At 49.3% G+C, this 18,512-nt stretch carries 16 protein-coding genes; 9 read left to right on the forward strand and 7 right to left on the reverse strand.

Going from position 1 to position 18,512, the window contains the following annotated elements:
- Positions 1 to 184 precede the first annotated feature (184 nt).
- The 5 genes from sapC to HA49_RS04640 all read left to right on the forward strand — a co-directional run bounded on the left by sapC (position 185) and on the right by HA49_RS04640 (position 5,078).
- Complete coding sequence (sapC, locus tag HA49_RS04620) at positions 185 to 1,075, forward strand: putrescine export ABC transporter permease SapC (RefSeq protein WP_038020755.1); 891 nt, start codon at positions 185 to 187, stop codon at positions 1,073 to 1,075.
- Entirely contained in the window at positions 1,075 to 2,070 is a 996-nt protein-coding gene (gene sapD / locus HA49_RS04625; RefSeq protein WP_038020756.1) for a putrescine export ABC transporter ATP-binding protein SapD, read from the forward strand. Before sapC ends, sapD begins: the two co-directional genes overlap by 1 nt.
- Positions 2,070 to 2,879: a putrescine export ABC transporter ATP-binding protein SapF gene (gene sapF / locus HA49_RS04630; protein ID WP_038020757.1), complete on the forward strand. Its 810-nt coding sequence runs from the start codon at positions 2,070 to 2,072 to the stop codon at positions 2,877 to 2,879. The genes sapD and sapF overlap by 1 nt, the downstream gene beginning before the upstream one ends.
- A 141-nt stretch (positions 2,880 to 3,020) precedes the next feature.
- Positions 3,021 to 3,809, forward strand: coding sequence for an enoyl-ACP reductase FabI (gene fabI, locus HA49_RS04635; RefSeq protein ID WP_038020759.1), 789 nt, complete (start codon positions 3,021 to 3,023; stop codon positions 3,807 to 3,809).
- A gap of 213 nt (positions 3,810 to 4,022) precedes the next feature.
- Positions 4,023 to 5,078: a hypothetical protein gene (locus HA49_RS04640; RefSeq protein WP_038020760.1), complete on the forward strand. Its 1,056-nt coding sequence runs from the start codon at positions 4,023 to 4,025 to the stop codon at positions 5,076 to 5,078.
- Here the strand turns inward: HA49_RS04640 and HA49_RS04645 are convergent.
- Positions 5,075 to 5,983, reverse strand: coding sequence for a LysR family transcriptional regulator (locus HA49_RS04645; protein ID WP_038020933.1), 909 nt, complete (start codon positions 5,981 to 5,983; stop codon positions 5,075 to 5,077). The two genes, HA49_RS04640 and HA49_RS04645, sit on opposite strands and share 4 nt — an antisense overlap.
- Positions 5,984 to 6,228: 245 nt before the next feature.
- Between HA49_RS04645 and HA49_RS04650 the strand changes: the two genes are divergently transcribed.
- The 3 genes from HA49_RS04650 (at position 6,229) to osmB (ending at position 11,150) form a co-directional block, all read left to right on the forward strand.
- Positions 6,229 to 8,538 carry an FdhF/YdeP family oxidoreductase gene (locus HA49_RS04650; RefSeq protein ID WP_038020762.1) on the forward strand — a complete coding sequence of 770 codons (2,310 nt, stop codon included), beginning with the start codon at positions 6,229 to 6,231 and terminating at the stop codon, positions 8,536 to 8,538.
- 123 nt (positions 8,539 to 8,661) lie between these two features.
- The gene (locus HA49_RS04655; RefSeq protein ID WP_038020763.1) at positions 8,662 to 10,596 is read left to right on the forward strand and encodes an exoribonuclease II; all 1,935 of its coding nucleotides are present in this window, start codon (positions 8,662 to 8,664) and stop codon (positions 10,594 to 10,596) included.
- A 338-nt stretch (positions 10,597 to 10,934) separates the two neighbouring features.
- The gene (gene osmB / locus HA49_RS04660; protein ID WP_038020765.1) at positions 10,935 to 11,150 is read left to right on the forward strand and encodes an osmotically-inducible lipoprotein OsmB; all 216 of its coding nucleotides are present in this window, start codon (positions 10,935 to 10,937) and stop codon (positions 11,148 to 11,150) included.
- Positions 11,151 to 11,199: 49 nt separating this feature from the next.
- Here the strand turns inward: osmB and yciH are convergent, their stop codons facing one another.
- From yciH to HA49_RS04685, 5 genes are all read right to left on the reverse strand, one after another.
- Positions 11,200 to 11,520 (reverse strand): stress response translation initiation inhibitor YciH, encoded by a 321-nt coding sequence (yciH, locus tag HA49_RS04665; RefSeq protein ID WP_425427709.1) that lies wholly within the window; start codon positions 11,518 to 11,520, stop codon positions 11,200 to 11,202.
- Entirely contained in the window at positions 11,520 to 12,242 is a 723-nt protein-coding gene (gene pyrF / locus HA49_RS04670) for an orotidine-5'-phosphate decarboxylase (protein ID WP_038020767.1), read from the reverse strand. Before pyrF ends, yciH begins: the two co-directional genes overlap by 1 nt.
- Positions 12,243 to 12,421: 179 nt before the next feature.
- Complete coding sequence (gene lapB / locus HA49_RS04675) at positions 12,422 to 13,591, reverse strand: lipopolysaccharide assembly protein LapB (RefSeq protein WP_038020768.1); 1,170 nt, start codon at positions 13,589 to 13,591, stop codon at positions 12,422 to 12,424.
- 6 nt (positions 13,592 to 13,597) lie between these two features.
- Positions 13,598 to 13,909, reverse strand: coding sequence for a LapA family protein (locus HA49_RS04680; protein WP_038020769.1), 312 nt, complete (start codon positions 13,907 to 13,909; stop codon positions 13,598 to 13,600).
- A 152-nt stretch (positions 13,910 to 14,061) separates the two neighbouring features.
- Positions 14,062 to 14,784: a phosphatase PAP2 family protein gene (locus HA49_RS04685; protein WP_046791674.1), complete on the reverse strand. Its 723-nt coding sequence runs from the start codon at positions 14,782 to 14,784 to the stop codon at positions 14,062 to 14,064.
- A 210-nt stretch (positions 14,785 to 14,994) separates the two neighbouring features.
- On the opposite strand from HA49_RS04685, the gene ribA reads away from it, so the two are divergent.
- A complete protein-coding gene (gene ribA, locus HA49_RS04690) occupies positions 14,995 to 15,594 on the forward strand; it encodes a GTP cyclohydrolase II (protein ID WP_038020771.1) in 600 nt (199 codons plus the stop codon).
- A 42-nt stretch (positions 15,595 to 15,636) separates the two neighbouring features.
- Here ribA and acnA read toward each other — a convergent pair whose 3' ends face one another.
- Complete coding sequence (gene acnA, locus HA49_RS04695) at positions 15,637 to 18,294, reverse strand: aconitate hydratase AcnA (protein WP_038020772.1); 2,658 nt, start codon at positions 18,292 to 18,294, stop codon at positions 15,637 to 15,639.
- Positions 18,295 to 18,512: the final 218 nt, after the last annotated feature.

The raw sequence follows: 18,512 nt of genomic DNA on the forward strand, positions 1-18,512 counted from the left end.
TAAACAACGTTATAATCAGTAGTTGCAGGGCCTGGTATTTTCTGTCGACCGTGCAAAGGGCGGCACATTGTCAGTGACCTTTTCAACGATGAACCGACACAGCCAGAGTGCAACAACGCCGGGATAACCGGAGTAACAATAAAAGCGATAAACATGATAAATAACAGATGTAAAACGGTGATTTATGCCCGCTGATAATATCTATCAGGAAAAGCGCCTGCCGGGTACCTTTCGTCAATCCTGGAGGAAGTTTTATCACGATACTGCGGCCATGGTGGGTCTGTACAGTTTTGCGGCCCTGCTGCTGCTTTGTCTGTTTGGCGGCCTGCTGGCACCTTATGGTGTGGATCAGCAATTTATGGGATACCAGCTATTGCCACCCTCCTGGTCCCGTTATGGTGATGTGTCATTTTTTATGGGAACGGATGATTTAGGCAGAGACCTGCTGAGTCGTCTGTTAAGTGGCGCCGCACCCACAGTAGGATCAGCCATCCTTGTCACTCTGTTATCTGCAGTGTGTGCTTTGGTCATAGGGATCCTTGCCGGTCTGACTCATGGTTTTCGTTCAGCCGTAATGAACCATATTCTGGATACGCTGCTTTCCATCCCTTCTTTGTTGCTGGCAATCATTGTTGTTGCTTTTGCAGGTCCGAGTTTGTTCCATGCGTTGATTGCCGTTTGGCTGGCCTTAATGCCACGACTGGTCAGGGCTATCTATATCGCCATTCATGATCAAATGGAAAAAGAGTATGTCGTCGCTGCCAGACTGGACGGTGCCAGTCAGCTGACTCTCCTGAAGGATACCATCTTACCGAATGTATTACCTCTTCTGGTCAGCGAGTTCACCCGTGGGTTGTCGATGGCTATACTGGATATTGCGGCTCTGGGATTCCTGGGGCTCGGAGCTCAGTTACCTTCCCCCGAATGGGGAGCAATGCTGGGAGATTCATTGGAATTAATTTACGTTGCGCCCTGGACCGTTATGCTTCCGGGTGTCCTGCTGATGTTAAGCGTACTGATTATTAATCTGTTAGGCGATGGAATCCGTCGTGCTATTGAGGCCGGGGTGAAATAATGCCATTACTGGATATACGTAACCTCACTATTGAATTCTCTACCTCAGAAGGCCCGGTGAAAGCCGTAGACCGGGTCAATTTGATCCTGAGCGAAGGTGAAATCCGTGGACTGGTCGGCGAGTCAGGCTCCGGAAAGAGCCTGATAGCTAAAGCCATCTGTGGAGTGACTTCAGATAACTGGCGGGTAACGGCTGACCGGATGCGCTTCAATGATATCGATCTGTTACGTCTTTCCCCACGCGAACGCCGTAAGATTATTGGCCGTAATATCTCGATGATTTTTCAGGAACCACAGTCGTGCCTTGATCCTTCTGAAAGTATTGGACGTCAGTTGATACAGGCTATTCCGGGCTGGACATTGAAAGGACACTGGTATCGACGTCTATGGTTCTGGCGAAAAAAACGAGCGATAGAGCTGTTACATCGGGTCGGTATTAAAGATCATAAAGATATTATGCGAAGTTTTCCTTATGAACTGACCGAAGGCGAATGCCAGAAAGTCATGATAGCGATAGCTCTGGCAAATAAGCCAACCTTGCTGATTGCCGATGAACCCACGAACGCCATGGAACCCACCACTCAGGCCCAGATTTTCAGGCTGCTGAGTCGGCTGAACCAGAACAATAACACCACTATCCTGTTGATAAGCCATGATCTGCGCACCATGAGCCAGTGGGCAAACCGGATCAATGTGATGTATTGCGGTCAGACAGTTGAAACAGCCCAGAGTGAAGAACTGATCAATGCACCAAATCACCCTTATACTCAGGCATTGATTCGTTCTATGCCTGATTTTGGCAGAGCGTTACCGCATAAAAGCCGACTCAATACACTGTCGGGTGCCATACCTTCGCTGGAACATCTGCCGGTAGGTTGCCGCCTTGGCCCCCGCTGTCCTTATGCACAGCGCGAATGTGTTGTCGCCCCACGTTTGACCGGCAATAAGACTCACCTTTATGCCTGCCACTTCCCGCTGAATAAAGAGCCGCAGTAATTATGGAAACCTTACTCGAAGTCCGTGATTTATCTAAAACCTACCGTTATAAGACAGGTTTATTCCGGCCACAGCTGGTGGATGCGGTAAAAAACGTCAGTTTCACCCTACGGGAAAAACAAACGCTGGCGATTATTGGTGAAAATGGATCCGGAAAATCGACACTGGCAAAAATGCTGAGTGGAATGATAGCGCCGACCTCCGGAGAAATCATCATCAATAATCATGCGCTGGAATTTGGAGATTACGGTTATCGTAGTCAGGTGATACGGATGATCTTCCAGGATCCGGGAACTTCCCTCAATCCACGCCAGCGGGTCAGCCAGATTCTTGATCTTCCATTGCGGTTAAATACTGAACTGATGCCTGAAGCGCGTGAACAACGGATTATCGAAACGTTGCGTAAGGTCGGTCTGCTTCGCGATCACGCCGGTTATTATCCGCATATGCTGGCGCCAGGGCAGAAACAACGTCTGGCCCTGGCGCGGGCGCTGATACTGGAACCCAAAGTGATTGTCGCTGATGAAGCGCTGGCTTCTCTGGATATGACTATGCGTTCGCAACTGGTGAATCTGATGCTGGAATTGCAGGAGCGTGACGGATTGTCCTATATCTACGTGACACAGCATATTGGGATGATGAAACATATCAGTGATTTGGTGATGGTAATGCATCAGGGAGAAGTTGTAGAACGTGGCGGCACCGCCGATGTGCTGGCTTCCCCTCTGCATGATCTGACTAAACGACTGATTACCAGCCACTTTGGTGAGGCATTGACCGCAGAAGCCTGGCGACGAAATGAACGATAAATCACAGAATTTTGACCTGAGCGTACGTGACTTTACCTGATAACCCATTGTCGTGTTAGAATCGCCGGATTGAACATTGCGGGCTGGATAAAAAACAACCAGACACCGCCGACAACAATAACCATATTAAGGATTACAGCTATGGGTTTTCTTTCCGGTAAGCGCATTCTGGTCACTGGCGTTGCCAGTAAACTGTCTATTGCATGGGGTATCGCCCAGGCGATGCATAAGCAGGGTGCTGAACTGGCATTCACTTACCAAAACGAAAAATTAAAAGCTCGCGTTGAAGAGTTTGCCAAAGATTTAGGTTCAGATATCGTTCTACCATGTGATGTAGCTGAAGATGACAGCATTAAAGCGCTGTTCACCGATCTGGCTAAAGTATGGCCAAAATTCGATGGTTTTGTTCACTCTATTGGTTTTGCACCAGGCGACCAGCTGGATGGCGACTATGTGAACGCTGTCACCCGTGAAGGCTTCAAAATTGCCCATGACATCAGCGCCTACAGTTTTGTCGCTATGGCAAAGGAGTGTCGCGCTATGCTGAACCCAAATTCAGCATTATTAACCCTCTCTTATCTGGGTGCAGAGCGTGCTATCCCTAACTATAACGTGATGGGTCTGGCAAAAGCATCTCTGGAAGCCAATGTTCGTTATATGGCTAACGCAATGGGTCCTGAGGGGGTGCGTGTTAATGCTGTGTCTGCCGGTCCAATCCGTACTCTTGCAGCCTCAGGAATTAAAGATTTCCGTAAAATGCTGTCACACTGCGAATCTGTGACGCCAATCCGCCGTACTGTCACTATCGAAGATGTGGGTAATTCTGCTGCCTTCCTGTGTTCAGATCTTGCGGGAGGTATCACTGGTGAAGTTGTCCACGTTGATGGCGGCTTCAGCATTGCAGCAATGAACGAACTTGAACTGAAATAAGTTTCTGCGGCAGGAGGTGAATCCACCTGCCGCGACTTTTCCCCTTCCCCCTCTGCTTCGTAACCCGCGCAAATTCATCCATAGATCAGCTTGTTATTAGTTAGTCTCTAACATTCCTTTTGCCGCCACTCTACCTAAGACACTATAGGCTTATGACCGTTTGCAGGTGACCCTTTTTCCGAATTCATCTGCGTGACATCAGAAGGAATTACTATGGAATTACGCCAGCGTCAAAGCAGCTACACCCTGATGAGCGAATCACACTCCGGGTCCTGTCAGTTATACCTGCCTGCAGGAACAGGTACAAATACCCTTCGTCACCCGGACGATTTGTTTGCCGGACTGTTACAGCATTCTGCTGTTTCCGTATCCCTCAGACGATTATTATTACCTGTCACCCGCCATAGTGCGGCTATCTACAGCCGGTTGTTTCCGGAAACTCCCTGTCCGGAAATTAATTGTTCGCTGACACTTTATGACCGCCTCAATATTGCACTGACGGTGGCTCAGTTAAGCGATATTAGTTTGTTGTGTGATTTTTATGCCAATCATCTGAGCCCCCTTGCCGGCCCCTCCGGGACTAAAGAAAATAATAACCGCCTGACTGAAATTACTCAGTACGCGCGCCAGCTGGCATGCTTCCCGGCGACAGCATGTGCACCTGCAATTTCACGGTTACAGAATGTTGGCCTGACCGCTTCAGATATCCTGACACTGCACCACATTTGTGGTTTTATCAGCTGGCAGTCACGAATGATGACAGGGATAATGGCGTTGTCAGGAATCAAGCTTCCGGCCTTTTTTATGTTCACCAGTGCTCCGGTATTTCCTGACCTGCTGTCAGATACAGTTTCACCACAGAAGTTGCCGCCCGCAGAATTTAATCTGCTGCGCGAACCTGCTCTGGAGATACTCAGGGAAGTACAAACGTTAAATCACCCTGATTTTGTACCACTGGTGATTGCTCATGCACCGGCCCCCGCTCAGGCCTGGCTCTGCCTGCGCAGTATCAGCCCGGGCAGCCTCTCCGAAGCTCAATCCCGCGAACTTGAGTTAGCTGTGTACTTACCCGCCAATACTGCCAGTGATCACAGCATTTCCGGATCTGTCAGTCATCTGATCCGTCAGCTATTACAGATGCCGGCGCGGGACTGTTTTACAGAGACTGAACGACTTAACCGCAATGGCTGGAAATTAGAAGCAATACTTCAAATGCTGTCTGTTGTGGCATCCTCTGGCTGGGACCGGGCACTGACCCCTCTCAGTTAAAAACTATTTAATGAGGGTAACAACAGTCTGGCTTCATCAAAAAAATGCTGAGTTAACGGGGTAGCCCTGCTGCTGCCAGCGATCACCATGGCACCCTGTCTGGTCATCTTCGGGATGTCCACCACCACCTGCGACAGTTCGCCAAGCATGACCGGTAAGACGTTCCCGGAAGGAGCCAGCATAATACCGATTCCCTGGTGTGCCGACTCCAGCAATTGCAATACAGATGAGCTTTCGATAATTACCCGAAAAGGCACGCCAGCCTGTCGAAAGCTATTATCCAGATAACGGCGGAAATAACGTGTTTGTGCGGCCAGACATAACGGAAATTCAGCAATCTTCGCCAGAGAAACAGGTGATTCATTGTCCGGCAACTCAAAGGCATTACCGCAGTAGAGTGCTACAACGCCCTGATCGGGAAACAGAGCATCCTGGAACTGAAGCTCACGTAAAGTGCTCATTTCAAAGAAACCAAATGCTACGTCAACCGTATGGCTGTTAATGGCTTCCAGTAACTGATCTGCACTCATCACATCAATCCGATAGTTTATCTCCGGATAATGACGAGAAACGGCCTGCAATACTCCGGACAAAGACATACTACACTGAGGCACGACCCCGATGCGAAGTGTTCCCTGCATACCATGTTTCATGGCATCAACTTCGAGCTTAAGCCCCTGATACACAGAAACAATTTCACGAGCCCAACTCAGCACTCTTTCGCCTTCCGGAGTGAAACCAGAAAAATTATTACTCCGGTTGATCAGTGATACACCTAACTCTTTTTCCAGATTTTTCAGGCGCAGAGACAATGTCGGTTGACTGACAAAACTGGCTTCAGCGGCACGTCCGAAGTGTTTTTCGCGCTCCAGATTGCACAAATACACCAGTTGTTTTAAATCCATTGCCTTTGCTCCCCTCTGCTCAATACGACTTATTTTTCCCTGCCAGACATCAGGCAGAGTGGTATCGATGTACCTGTTATCAGGATCACGCGGTTTCATCTCATACGCAAGTGTTAAGCCCGCGATAAGGATCATCTATTGCTCGTTTATTGTAATCAATTAGACATTACACAAACACGAAAGCACAATTTCGTTTATATAATTAACACACCACAATAACAATCAGATCACATGAGTAGCTTAATATGAAATTCAAACGCCAGATTAAACCTTATCGCGCTGCAGCCGGTGGCTGGGGATCGCTGGAAGCTACTACCCGCTATGTTTTTGAGAGTAAGGCAGTTCTGAAAAATATGCGCAACCTGCTGCGCATGAACAAGGCCCGTGGTTTTGACTGCCCGGGATGTGCCTGGGGGGACGATAACAAAAGCACGTTCAGCTTTTGTGAAAATGGAGCTAAAGCGGTCACCTGGGAAGCAACTCGTCGGGTAGTCGATAATGATTTTTTTGCTGCCCATTCGGTCAGCCGTCTGTATCTGGAAAGTGATTATTTTCTGGAATATCAGGGGCGTCTGACCCATCCGCTTTCATACAATGCCGAAACCGATCACTATGAGCCCATCAGTTGGGAAGATGCTTTTACCCTGATCGCCCAGCATATCGGAGAGATGGATAATCCGGATCAAATCGAACTCTATACTTCTGGCCGTGCCAGTAATGAAGCTTCATGGCTGTATCAACTGTTCGGCAGAATGCTCGGCACCAATAACTTTCCCGACTGTTCTAATATGTGCCACGAAGCCAGTGGTACCGGTCTTAAACGTAGCATTGGTGTGGGTAAAGGGACCATCCGGCTCGATGACTTTGACCACGCAGATGCCATTTTTGTGTTTGGCCAGAATCCGGGAACCAACCATCCGCGAATGTTACATAGCCTGCGTCATGCGGCAGATCACGGAGCGAAGATCGTGACATTCAATACGCTTCGGGAACGTGGTCTGGAACGATTCGCTGATCCACAAAAACCACTGGAAGTCGTCACCCCGATGGCAGGGAAAATCAGCTCGTCCTATTACCAGCCCAAACTGGGTGGTGATATGGCTGCAGTCCGCGGTATGGTGAAAACTTTACTCGCACAACACCGGAATAATATTGCTGAAGGTAAGCCAGGGATTTTTGATGACGAGTTTATCCAGTCACATACTGTCGGCGTGGATGATTACCTGGCCGCAGTAGATGCAACTTCCTGGGAGCAGATAACCTTTCAGTCCGGGTTGTCGGAAGAAGAGATTCGCCAGGCAGCGGCAATCTATCAGAGCGCTGAACGGGTTATTTGTACCTGGGCAATGGGGATCACTCAACACAAACACTCAGTGGATACGGTGCGTGAAATTGTTAACCTACAACTGCTGTTTGGTCAGTTAGGAAAAAAAGGCGCCGGATTATGCCCTGTCCGTGGTCACAGTAACGTTCAGGGTAACCGGACTATGGGGATTGATGAAAAACCCAATGCCCCATTCCTGAATGCATTGGCCAGCCATTTTGATTTCCAGCCACCACGTGAAGCAGGCCACAACACAGTAGAAGCGATTGAGGCCATGCTACGTGATGAAATCAGAGTACTGGTGACCCTCGGGGGAAATCTGGCGGCGGCAGCTCCGGATTCCCCTCGCACTGAAGAAGCTATACAACGTTGCGCACTGACTGTGCATATCAGCACGAAACTGAACCGGACCCATCTGGTACCAGGTTTCCAGAATAGCCTGATTCTGCCCACACTGGGCCGTACTGAACGCGATATTCGCGCTACTGGTTCACAGTTTATTACCGTAGAAGACTCTTTTAGCATGGTTCATGCTTCTGAAGGGGTAGGCATTCCGCTGGCAGATACCCAACGCTCAGAAACTTCGATAGTTGCCGGAATTGCAAACGCCGTATTGGGTTCAGAAAAACTCGACTGGCTGGGAATGGCCGATGATTATGGAATTATTCGCAATCATATTGCAGCCACCATCCCGGGCTTTAGCGATTTTAACCAAAAATGCGACCAACCCGGTGGCTTCTATCTGGGTAATGCAGCAGCAAGACTGGAGTTTAATACCCCGTCGCGTAAAGCCGAATTTAATGCGTCTGCGTTGCCGGTATCTCTGTTTCCACAACTTGCCGGAGAAACTGCGCCGTTTGTGTTGCAGACATTACGTTCACATGACCAATACAACACTACGATTTACGGTCTGGATGACCGTTACCGTGGGGTCTATGGTCAGAGAAAGGTAGTGTTCATTAATCCTGAAGATATGAGTGCCCGGGGACTCAGTGAGGGCCAGCAGGTTGATATAGAAACCCTGTGGAACGATGGCATAACCCGCCAGGTACAGGGATTTGTTTTGGTGCCTTATAATATCCCGCGGGGAAATCTGGCCGCTTATTACCCTGAAACCAACCCACTGGTCCCCCTCTCCAGCTTTGGTGATGACAGTGGTACTCCAACCTCGAAATCGGTGCCGGTAAAACTGTCACTGACCACAGAACAGCCATCTCTCAGAATTGCCTGAGTTATTGAGTGAAAAAGCCGGAGATGACTCCGGCTTTTTTTATCTTTCGCCGTTTGGCTCTTGCCCGGGCGCCACGATTCGCGTAAAAATGTCTGCCGCTTTAGGCCACGAAACTTAAAAACTATGTTCCAGGATAATCCGCTGCTGTCGCAGCTAAAACAAACGCTTCATGCCCAGACTCCACGCGCTGAGGGTGTAGTAAAAGGTACCGATAAAGGGTTCGGCTTTCTGGAAGTCGATGCCCAAAAAAGTTACTTTATCCCGCCTCCGCAAATGAAAAAAGTGATGCACGGCGATCGTATCGTCGCTGTCATACAGACGAATAATGGTAAAGAGAGCGCCGAACCGGAAACACTGGTTGAACCCTTTCTGACCCGCTTTGTCGGACGAATTCAGAAAAAAGATGATCGGTTATCCATTATACCTGACCACCCATTGCTCAAAGACGCCATTCAGTGCCGCCCTGCCCGAAATGTGGAACATAATTTCCAGTCGGGTGACTGGGCAGTGGCTGAGATGCGCCGCCACCCATTGAAAGGTGATCGTAGTTTCTATGCCGAACTCACTGAGTTCATTACCTATTCAGATGATCATCTGGCTCCGTGGTGGGTGACGCTGTCACGTCATAACCTTGAACGGTCTGCTCCGGAAATTGCCTTCGGAGAGATGATGGATGAAAAACTGGAGCGTGAAGATCTGTCCGCCCTGGAGTTTATCACCATTGACAGTGCCAGTACGGAAGATATGGATGACGCGTTATTTATTGAGGAATTGCCTGGCAATAAACTGCGGCTGACGGTGGCAATTGCTGATCCTACTGCCTATGTTGCAGAAGGCAGTGAACTGGATAAACTGGCATCACTCCGCGCCTTTACCAATTATCTGCCTGGCTTCAATATTCCGATGTTACCTCGCCAGTTATCTGATGATGTCTGTTCGCTGCGCCCAGGGGTACGCCGTCCGGTACTGGCCTGCCACATCACAATAGGAGCAGACGGTACCCCGGAAAATGATGTACGTTTCTTTGCCGCCTGGATTGAATCTAAAGCTAAACTGGCTTACGACGATGTCTCTGACTGGCTGGAAAACACCGGAGAATGGCAACCCGCCAGCGAAACCATTGCACAACAGGTCACCCTGTTGCACCGTTTCTGCCTCGCCCGCAGTGAATGGCGTCAGGCCCATGCGCTGGTATTTAAAGATCGTCCCGATTATCGTTTCCTGTTGGGTGAAAAAGGTGAAGTGCTGGAAATTATCGCCGAACCACGCCGGATTGCTAACCGGATGATCGAGGAAGCGATGATTACTGCGAATATCTGTGCTGCTAAAGTACTAAGTGAATCGCTGGGCTTCGGAATTTATAACGTACATGCAGGCTTCGATGAGGCAAATGCTGAACAGGTTGCCGGTGTTCTTGCGGGTCATGGGATCACCGTGGATCCGAAAGAAATTGCCACCCTCGAAGGCTTCAGGGTGATGCGTCGAGAGCTTGATAGCCAGCCTACGCAATATCTGGATAGCAGAATTCGCCGTTTCCAGTCATTTGCCGAAATTAGTACCCAACCCGGGCCTCACTTTGGTTTAGGACTTGATGCCTACGCTACCTGGACGTCACCTATCCGAAAATATGGCGATATGGTGAATCATCGTCTGCTGAAAGCCATTATTCTCGGGCAGCAGCCTCAGCCACCTGTCCCGGAACTGACGACTATCATGGGTGAAAGGCGCCGCCTGAACCGTATGGCGGAACGTGACGTCGGTGACTGGCTGTATGCCCGTTACCTCGCGCCTTATGCGGGGAGTGATCAAAAGTTCACCGCTGAAATTATCGATGTCTCCCGTGGCGGCATGCGTGTACGGTTAACGGATAACGGTGCAGTCGCCTTTATTCCAGCGCCATTTATCCATAGTGTCCGTGACGAATTAGTCTGTTCGCAGGAAAGTGGTACCGTACAGATTAAAGGTGAAGAGCGCTATCGGGTCACCGATATTATTGAAGTCACAATTGCGGAAGTCCGAATGGAAAACCGTAATGTTGTTGCGCGTCCTGTCATCTGACATCAACAGCCGCGCACCGGATTACCGGTGCGCGCTGATTTCCCCTGGCCCCCTATTTAGGCATGGACGTTATGCCCGGGTCTAAGCAAACCTCAAAACCCGCATACACCACTGCAAATTTTAAAAATCAGCCTAAACTAAGAAAATGCTGAACTCTGATTAGGAATATTCACCATTCCCCCTGGTCAGGTAATGCATAAAATAGGGCCGGATATCGCCACGGGTTGCTGCAGCGACATATCCGGGTTTAATCATATGGCACCTGGGTTCAGGTGGATATCAATATAATTCAGTCGTCTTGTCTGCCGGAAACACGGTGAATAATTAAGGAGTTGACTGTGATAATCACAAAAAAAAGCATTACCTCTGCCCTGATTGCAACACTCATTTTATGCAGCCTGTCTGGCTGTTCAAACTGGTCAAAGCGTGACAGAAATACCGCATTGGGTGCCGGAGTTGGTGCTATCGGAGGGAATATCCTGACCGGTGGCAGCACCTTAGGAACTGTGGGCGGTGCGGCGGTCGGTGGTGTTGTCGGTCATCAGGTCCATTAATAGATCAGGCCGGAAAAGTGTGGATACCCCTTTTCCGGCTATTTCTCACCTAACCACCCGCGAGTTTGACCTTAAAACCTCTTGCTTCCAGCAATGTTTTCAGTAAATCGCGCTTGTCTCCCTGAATTTCAATCTCACCTTCTTTCACTGCACCGCCACAACCGCATTTCTTTTTTAGTTCTGCGGCGAGTTTAGACAGTTCACTATCCTCAAGGTCCAGGCCACTAATAATGCAGACGCCTTTACCCTTTCTTCCAGAGGTCTGACGGGAAATACGCACAATACCATCGCCTTTAGGACGTTCTACGGGCTGTTGTTGTGGAGTAATACGGCCACTTTCTGTGGAATACACCAGATAGTCTTTAGTCATCATGACACCTGAAGTGAATGTAGGATTGACGATAGTGCAGCGGCAGGATCAGTAGCCTGCGTCACCGGCCGGCCAATCACCATATAATCAACACCTGCAGCTTTAGCCTGAGGAGGTGTCATAATCCGGCGCTGGTCTTGTGCTTCAGTACCGGCCGGGCGGATCCCCGGGGTCACAAGCATAAAGTCAGAACCAAGTTGCTGTTTGAAAGTAACGGCTTCCCGGGCGGAACACACCACACCATCCAGACCGCAATCACGGGTGAGACTAGCCAGTAACAGTGCCTGCTCAGCCGGTGTTCGGTCAATACCCAGTCCCTGTAAATCACTGGCCTCCATGCTGGTGAGAACCGTAACAGCAATCAGCAACGGTGAATCTTTTCCCATCGGCAGCAGAGCCTCACGGGCAGCATTCATCATTCGTGCCCCCCCGCTGGCATGCACATTCACCATCCACACGCCCAAATCTGCGGCAGCAGCAACTGCATGTGCCACAGTATTCGGAATATCATGAAATTTGAGATCCAGGAACACCTCAAAACCACGGGCGTGCAAGGTCTTAACCCATTCTGGCCCGAATCGGGTGAACATCTCTTTACCGACCTTAAGCCGACAACTGGTCGGATCAATCTGGTCAACCAACGACAACGCCCGATGAATATCGTCAAAATCAAGAGCGACTACTACCGGTGAAGTAACAGAAGATGGCGATAAATCAGTCATTGCAGAGTTCCTTTTAAATCAGGCAGGTGAAAGATATGGGCAAACGGCGCTTATTCTACCTGCCTGGCCTGCGATGTCACCTGTTTTGCACTTTGCTGATGTTTCCTTTAAATGATTGCTATTAGTATGTTGTAACTAACCGGAGTGTTAAAAAAACAGAACCCTCAGGTTCTGTCATTTTACTGTCCATCGAGGCCGCGAATCGGTTTAACTGTTGCCCAGCTTCGGCAGGAAGGACAATGCCAGTAAATTGCATGGGCGGTAAAACCGCATTTATGACACCGGTAACGCGGTTTGATACGAATCTGTTCGCCCACCATATCACGCAGAACTACCAGGCTCTGTTTAGCCCTGCCGTCTTCAGCATCCTGCAGATAGTAATTTATTAACCGGTGAAAACCCCGTGTCGTTGGATGCTGCTCCAGTTGCTTCATCAGGAATAACTGAGCAGCCTCAGAACCTTCGTTGTTATCAATGATATCAGCCAGGTAAAGCTCTGCGGCGTTCCCCGTTTCCTGTGCGACACACTGTTGCAAAAACTCCAGCCACAATTGTGGAGAATTGAGTCGTTGATAGCAACCTTCCAGTAATGATAAAACTTCACTGACCAGTTCAGGGTCTTGTTGTAAAACCCGCTGCAGGGACTGTACCGCCTTCTGCTCTTCACCTTGCTCAATGTAGATACGGCCCATCATAATCGATACCCGGGCACACTGCTTATCTGCAGACTCGCCTTTACGCAACAAACTCATCGCTTTATCAAGGTCATCACTACTCATGGCCTGCAGAGCCAGCTCACAGTAAAAATGAGCAATTTCAGTGGTCTGCTTATTTTTACCCAGCTTAACCAGACGCTCCGCTGTTTCAATCGCCTGTGCCCAGTCACTGGTCTGCTGATAAATCAGTAATAACTGCTGTAGGGCCCCTTCACGGAAATCTGTTTCATCCGTCAGTTGGCTGAACATATCTTCAGCCCTGTCGTACAATCCGGCGGCAAGGTAATCTCTACCAAGTTGCTGAATCGCGAGGAGTCGCTGGTCATAATCCAGTGAGGCACTTTCCATAAGTGACTGGTGAATTCGGATTGCGCGGTCCACCTCACCACGGGATCGAAACAGGTTACCGAGGGTCAGGTGAGCTTCAATGGCACCACTGTCCTCTTTAAGCATATCAAGAAACAGATCGACCGCTTTGTCCTGCTGATTTGAAAGTAGAAAGTTAACACCAGCAACGTAATCACGCGACAGGCGATTAGCTTCCTGTTGTTTATCCTGTTGCGCACTTCTACGACCCATATACCAGCCGTAGGCTGCAGCAACCGGCAATAACAGAAACAGCAGTTCGAGCATACCGGGTTATTCCTTCACCACAACTTTATTGTTGGTCGTGGTGGTGGCAGCAGTCGGAGTATTAAACTGCGTTTCAAGGCGCTTAATTTTTCTCTGGGCACGTGACAGAGACAGACGAACCCGTAACCAGAATAAACCACAGATAACCCAGCCAAGAATAAATCCTGCGCCAAACAAACTGGCAAGCAACGTAGAAACACGGAAATCGCCTTGAGCCAGCAGATAATTAAAGGTCACAACTTGATCATTTTTCGCCCCAAGAGTGATTGAGATAATAAAAATGACCAAAACTATTAAAAAAATGACTAAATATTTCACAATGCATCCTGTTATCGTTTTTGCCGTCAGCTCCCGACGGAAGGCTTCTGTCGCTGACGAGTGACATTTCCGGCACACCTGCATCTTTCTATTATGGGGATGCAGAACATATTTACAATATAGCTTTACGTTTCAACGCATCATTCCATGCTTTATCGGGTGATATAACGGGAATTTATTGTCAGTCCGACAATTATCACCAGCCATCCGGCATTAATGACAGACATACTAACATCCTGAGGCCAGTGCATTCCGAGAGCTAACCGGCTCCAGATGACCACCATTGCCCAAATAAAGGTCATCACAACGCTGATAACATGGCCCCGCGGCCATAACCAGAACAGCATAAGCAATGCCCAACAGGCTGCAAACATGCTATGCCCTGACGGAAAAGAGTAACCTGTTTCCGCAGCCCAGTGTTTGGTTAACCAACCAGGCAACAACGGATTATCGCGGGTAAACTGATGGATCCGTGCACTGCGGTCGACTGCCGGTACCTGGTAAAAATCCTCTGTGGGTTGTGCCATTTCAGACTGTAACCACACCACGTAGGGTCTCGCCTCTTTGACCTGAAGTTTGATCAATGAATTGATTCCCTGTCCGCCCCACACCACGATAATGACGCTCAGCACAACGACTAACCGTTGCCGTAAAGTGCGTTGCTCATGGCGTAATTTCCACAACAGCCAGCCTCCGAGTAAAAGCGTGGTCACAACACCGGCCGGTCGAGTTACTGTTTCGGTAAAAGCAAACAATATCAACTGCCAGCCTTCAGCTTGAGCGGGAAGCCAGTGCCAGCCAGACAGCCAGAATGCCAGCGGCAGAAGCAGTAAAATCAGCATTCCGCTACCGATAAGTTTAACCAGTTTTAACATCGTATATACTTTTTCTCCGTAGCTAAATCGATAATTATCATTTTCTGAGTATTGAGAATTACGTTAATCTGCGCCACTAGTCGGATTGTGCTTTATCTTTTTTCTGTGTCGAAGAGTATGACGCAGACTACTGATGATTGTGGCACAATAATCGTTTCAACTCTGAATTCAGAGTACTGATAATAATACGTTTTAGACAGTGGAGTTTGCATGAAACTTAAGCGGGTGGCTCAAGCCACACTGCCCACACCATGGGGTGATTTCCAGATGGTGGGTTTTGAAGAAATCAGTACCGGCAAGGATCATGTTGCACTGGTCTTTGGTGATATTTCAGGACCTGAGCCGGTACTGGCGAGGGTTCATTCAGAATGCCTGACAGGGGATGCCTTATTCAGTCTGAGATGTGATTGCGGTTTTCAGTTGGAGTCAGCACTGAATGCCATTGCCACCGAAGGGCGCGGGGTTCTGCTCTATCATCGTCAGGAAGGTCGTAATATCGGTTTGCTGAACAAAATACGTGCTTACTCGCTTCAGGACCAGGGATATGACACCGTCGAGGCTAACCTGAAGTTAGGTTTTGCGGCTGATGAACGTGATTTCACCCTGTGTGCTGATATGTTTAAACTACTCGAAGTCTCAGCAGTACGGTTACTGACCAACAATCCGAAAAAAGTCAGAGTTCTGACCGAAGCCGGTATTAATATTGCAGAACGGGTTCCGCTTGAGGTTGGCCGTAATCCTAAAAACACCGGTTATCTGGACACCAAAGCGTTAAAAATGGGCCACCTGCTTCACCATAACGACGATTAGTCATTGCGCCGCCCCTGTCACAGGGGCGACATCAACTCCCCGTTATTCTTCCTGCAACAACTTCCTGATAACATAGTGCAATATCCCGCCATTTCGGTAGTACAACAACTCAGTGGCAGTATCAATCCGGCAATGCATATTCACCTGCTGCACCTGCCCATTGGTTGCCGTCAGAGTCACCGGGACATTCGCTCCCGGGGTAATCCCCGCTAAGCCATGAATATCGATAATTTCCTCACCGGTCAGTTGCAGTGTTTTACGGCTAACCCCCGCAGGGAATTCCAGCGGCAGAATCCCCATCCCAATCAGATTTGAGCGATGGATTCGCTCAAATGACTCAGCAATCACTACCCTTACCCCCTGTAATCTTGGTCCTTTCGCTGCCCAGTCGCGGCTGGAGCCTGAACCGTACTCTTTACCGGCGATAATCGCCAGTGGCGTACCATCCTGCTGATACTTCATCGCCGCATCATAGATTGAAAGCTGCTGTTGCTGAGGAAAATAACGTGTGTAGCCACCTTCGATGCCAGGGACTATTTCATTGCGTATACGGATATTAGCAAAGGTCCCTCGCATCATAACTTCATGATTACCTCGTCGGGATCCATAAGAGTTATAATCCTGTGGGGCAACCCCCTGCTCTGCCAGATAACGGCCGGCAGGACTATCAGCTTTAATGTTCCCGGCAGGGGAAATATGGTCTGTTGTCACGGAATCACCGAGCATGGCCAAAACCCGGGCAGACTGTATGTCCGCCACTTCCGGTACCGAACTGTCCATTAGATCAAAGAACGGGGCCTTACGAATATACGTAGAAGCAGCGTCCCAGGAGTATAACGCGCTGTTACTGACCGAAATCTCCTGCCATTCTTCGCTTCCCTGAAACACTTCAGCATACTCTTTATGAAACATACTACTATTGACTTTCTGGACCGCCTGGTCGGTCTCCCCGGGCGTCGGCCAGATATCCTTCAGCCAGACAGGATGACCATCACTCCCTATACCGAGTGGTGAATCTTCCAGATTGATGTTCAGATTACCGGCAAGCGCATAGGCAACCACCAGCGGCGGAGAGGCCAGCCAGTTAGTTTTGACCAACGGATGGATACGCCCTTCAAAGTTACGGTTTCCGGACAATACTGCCCCGACTGTCAGGTCGGCTGTTTTAATCGCATTTTCAACCTCATCAGATAAAGGCCCGGAGTTACCGATACAGGTTGTACAGCCGTATCCCACCAGGTTGAATCCCAGCTGATTCAGGGATTCTGTTAATCCTGCGGAGGCCAGATAATCTGTCACCACTTTGGATCCCGGAGCCAGCGATGCTTTTACCCACGGCTGGCGTTTCAACCCGCGCGCCACAGCGTTTTTAGCCAGTAAGCCAGCGGTCATCATGACGGCGGGATTAGAGGTGTTTGTGCAGGAGGTAATCGCTGCAATAACCACAGATCCATCAACGGGAAGCCCGGGATGTTCAGATACCGGACCTGATGCAGAGTGACCGGTCTGTGCCGCCAACTCAAAGGCTTCCGGAACTTTATTCAGCGCCACCCTGTCCTGAGGACGCTTCGGCCCGGCCAGACTACTGACTACTTCTGACATATCCAGAGACAGAGTACTGGTGAATACCGGTTCATCACCCGCTTCACGCCACAAACCCTGAGCTTTGGCATAAGCTTCAGTCAGCGCAATCTGTTCATCACTACGACCGGTGAGAGCCATATAGTCCAGGGTTACCTGATCTATCGGAAAAAATCCACAAGTGGCACCATATTCCGGAGCCATATTGGCGATGGTCGCTCTGTCTGCCAGTGGCAGATCGGCCAACCCGTCACCATAAAATTCGACGAACTTCCCGACCACTCCGTGCTTTCTGAGCATCTGTGTCACAGTTAATACCAGATCTGTGGCTGTAATACCGGGGCGTAATTTTCCGCTTAGCCTGAACCCAACGACTTCAGGAATCAGCATAGAGACAGGCTGACCAAGCATTGCCGCCTCAGCTTCAATACCCCCCACTCCCCAGCCCAGCACTCCGAGTCCGTTAATCATGGTGGTATGCGAATCGGTGCCGACCAAAGTATCAGGATAAATCAACGTGCCGTTTTCTGTTTCCTGTTGCCAGACAGCTTGTCCCAGGTATTCAAGATTTACCTGATGACAGATACCGGTACCAGGGGGCACAACACGGAATTGACGGAAGGCCTGTTGCCCCCAGCGCAAAAAGATATAACGCTCATGATTTCGCTGCATTTCCAGGCCAACATTTTGCATAAAGGCATTCTGCTGGCCGGCATAATCAACGGTAACTGAGTGATCAATCACCAGATCGACCGGTGAAAGTGGATTCACTTTACTGACATCACCGCCCAGCCTGGCAACGGCTTCACGCATGGCAGCAAGGTCAACGACTGCAGGTACGCCGGTAAAATCCTGCATCAGTACGCGTGCCGGGCGGTAGGCTATTTCCCGGTCGGCTTTAGCCTCTTTCAGCCAATCAATAACCGCCAGAATATCCTGTTGCGTAACAGTTTGATCGTCCTGCCAGCGCAGGAGATTTTCCAGTAGAATTTTAAGTGATTTCGGGAGTGCAGCACAGGGACGGGTCAGTGATTCCAGTTCGGGAAGGCTGTAATAGCTATAATTTCTGCCATTAACCGCCAGTACCTTCTGGCTGCGTTCACGTAATGATAACGACATAGCTCCTCCTTTGCAGTGGCAAAGACCCCGCAGATTAACAGGGTTTATTTAAAAATAGACCAAATAAGAAGAGTTGTTTCCCTGATAACACTAAATAACAAACTTAAAACAGTAAACTAACAGGAAAACAGTCGAATAATAACTAACCCGGCTAACAACCAGAACAAAGTACAACCTGTTAAAGCCGTCAGCCAAATCCGACGTCGATACAGATGGAG

Origin of the sequence: Tatumella morbirosei (genome assembly GCF_000757425.2) — a bacterium.
Taxonomy (GTDB): domain Bacteria; phylum Pseudomonadota; class Gammaproteobacteria; order Enterobacterales; family Enterobacteriaceae; genus Tatumella; species Tatumella morbirosei.

What these genes read in the sequence shown, in the direction of transcription:
- sapC (WP_038020755.1), top strand. Translation starts at nt 185, where the DNA reads ATGCCCGCTGATAATATCTATCAGGAAAAGCGCCTGCCGGGTACCTTT.
- sapD (WP_038020756.1), top strand. Translation starts at nt 1,075, where the DNA reads ATGCCATTACTGGATATACGTAACCTCACTATTGAATTCTCTACCTCA.
- fabI (WP_038020759.1), top strand. Translation starts at nt 3,021, where the DNA reads ATGGGTTTTCTTTCCGGTAAGCGCATTCTGGTCACTGGCGTTGCCAGT.
- HA49_RS04640 (WP_038020760.1), top strand. Translation starts at nt 4,023, where the DNA reads ATGGAATTACGCCAGCGTCAAAGCAGCTACACCCTGATGAGCGAATCA.
- HA49_RS04645 (WP_038020933.1), bottom strand. Translation starts at nt 5,983, where the DNA reads ATGGATTTAAAACAACTGGTGTATTTGTGCAATCTGGAGCGCGAAAAA.
- HA49_RS04650 (WP_038020762.1), top strand. Translation starts at nt 6,229, where the DNA reads ATGAAATTCAAACGCCAGATTAAACCTTATCGCGCTGCAGCCGGTGGC.
- HA49_RS04655 (WP_038020763.1), top strand. Translation starts at nt 8,662, where the DNA reads ATGTTCCAGGATAATCCGCTGCTGTCGCAGCTAAAACAAACGCTTCAT.
- yciH (WP_425427709.1), bottom strand. Translation starts at nt 11,520, where the DNA reads ATGACTAAAGACTATCTGGTGTATTCCACAGAAAGTGGCCGTATTACT.
- pyrF (WP_038020767.1), bottom strand. Translation starts at nt 12,242, where the DNA reads ATGACTGATTTATCGCCATCTTCTGTTACTTCACCGGTAGTAGTCGCT.
- lapB (WP_038020768.1), bottom strand. Translation starts at nt 13,591, where the DNA reads ATGCTCGAACTGCTGTTTCTGTTATTGCCGGTTGCTGCAGCCTACGGC.
- HA49_RS04685 (WP_046791674.1), bottom strand. Translation starts at nt 14,784, where the DNA reads ATGTTAAAACTGGTTAAACTTATCGGTAGCGGAATGCTGATTTTACTG.
- ribA (WP_038020771.1), top strand. Translation starts at nt 14,995, where the DNA reads ATGAAACTTAAGCGGGTGGCTCAAGCCACACTGCCCACACCATGGGGT.
- acnA (WP_038020772.1), bottom strand. Translation starts at nt 18,294, where the DNA reads ATGTCGTTATCATTACGTGAACGCAGCCAGAAGGTACTGGCGGTTAAT.